The following is a 578-nucleotide window of genomic DNA, read 5'->3' on the forward strand; positions in this document are numbered from 1 at the left end:
GCCGCAGGCTGTGAGGCCGACCCGGTGTTTTCCGACCAGGACTACGCCGCACTCGGCTGGCAGGATCCGCGCCTGGACATCGCGCTGCAATGGCGCAGGCAGCCGGAACTGCGTCGCGTCGAGGTCGGCCTGCGCGTCGACCGGTATCCCTCCGGCGTGCTGCAGGCGGCGCTGGATTTCGTCGATGTATCCGAGCGTACGACGATCCTGTCACGCGGCCTGGGTGGTGCGCGCCTCGACAAGGGCACGGTGCGCTACGAGAACGTCGAGGCGCTGATGCAGCGCAACGCGCACTGTGGAAGCCGGCTGGAGGGCGGTGACTTCATCGCCGCACACCTTCGCCGCGTGCATGAACTGCTGCGCGGAATGGGCATCGTGCCCGACGAGCCGATCTGGGCCGCCTACCGCGGCTGGCTGGATGAAGGCGGCACCCTGACCTTCTCGGCAAAAAAAAAAAACACACAACTCTATGAGATATACATCCATCAGTCGAACATACTGAATCTATTATCATGCTACCTCTTACTCTACCTAATCAACATACTACTTCTAGATATCCACGAACATGAACAAAAGCA

General features: G+C 60.6%; 1 protein-coding gene. It reads left to right on the forward strand.

The genetic code is table 11. The features are described 5' to 3' along the window. Window positions 1–24: 24 nt before the first annotated feature. The coding region (locus CSC66_RS17290; protein ID WP_162378642.1) for a hypothetical protein at window positions 25–578 on the forward strand (554 nt) is incomplete at its 3' end.

The organism is Pseudoxanthomonas kaohsiungensis (genome assembly GCF_010211765.1).
Classification (GTDB): domain Bacteria; phylum Pseudomonadota; class Gammaproteobacteria; order Xanthomonadales; family Xanthomonadaceae; genus Pseudoxanthomonas; species Pseudoxanthomonas kaohsiungensis.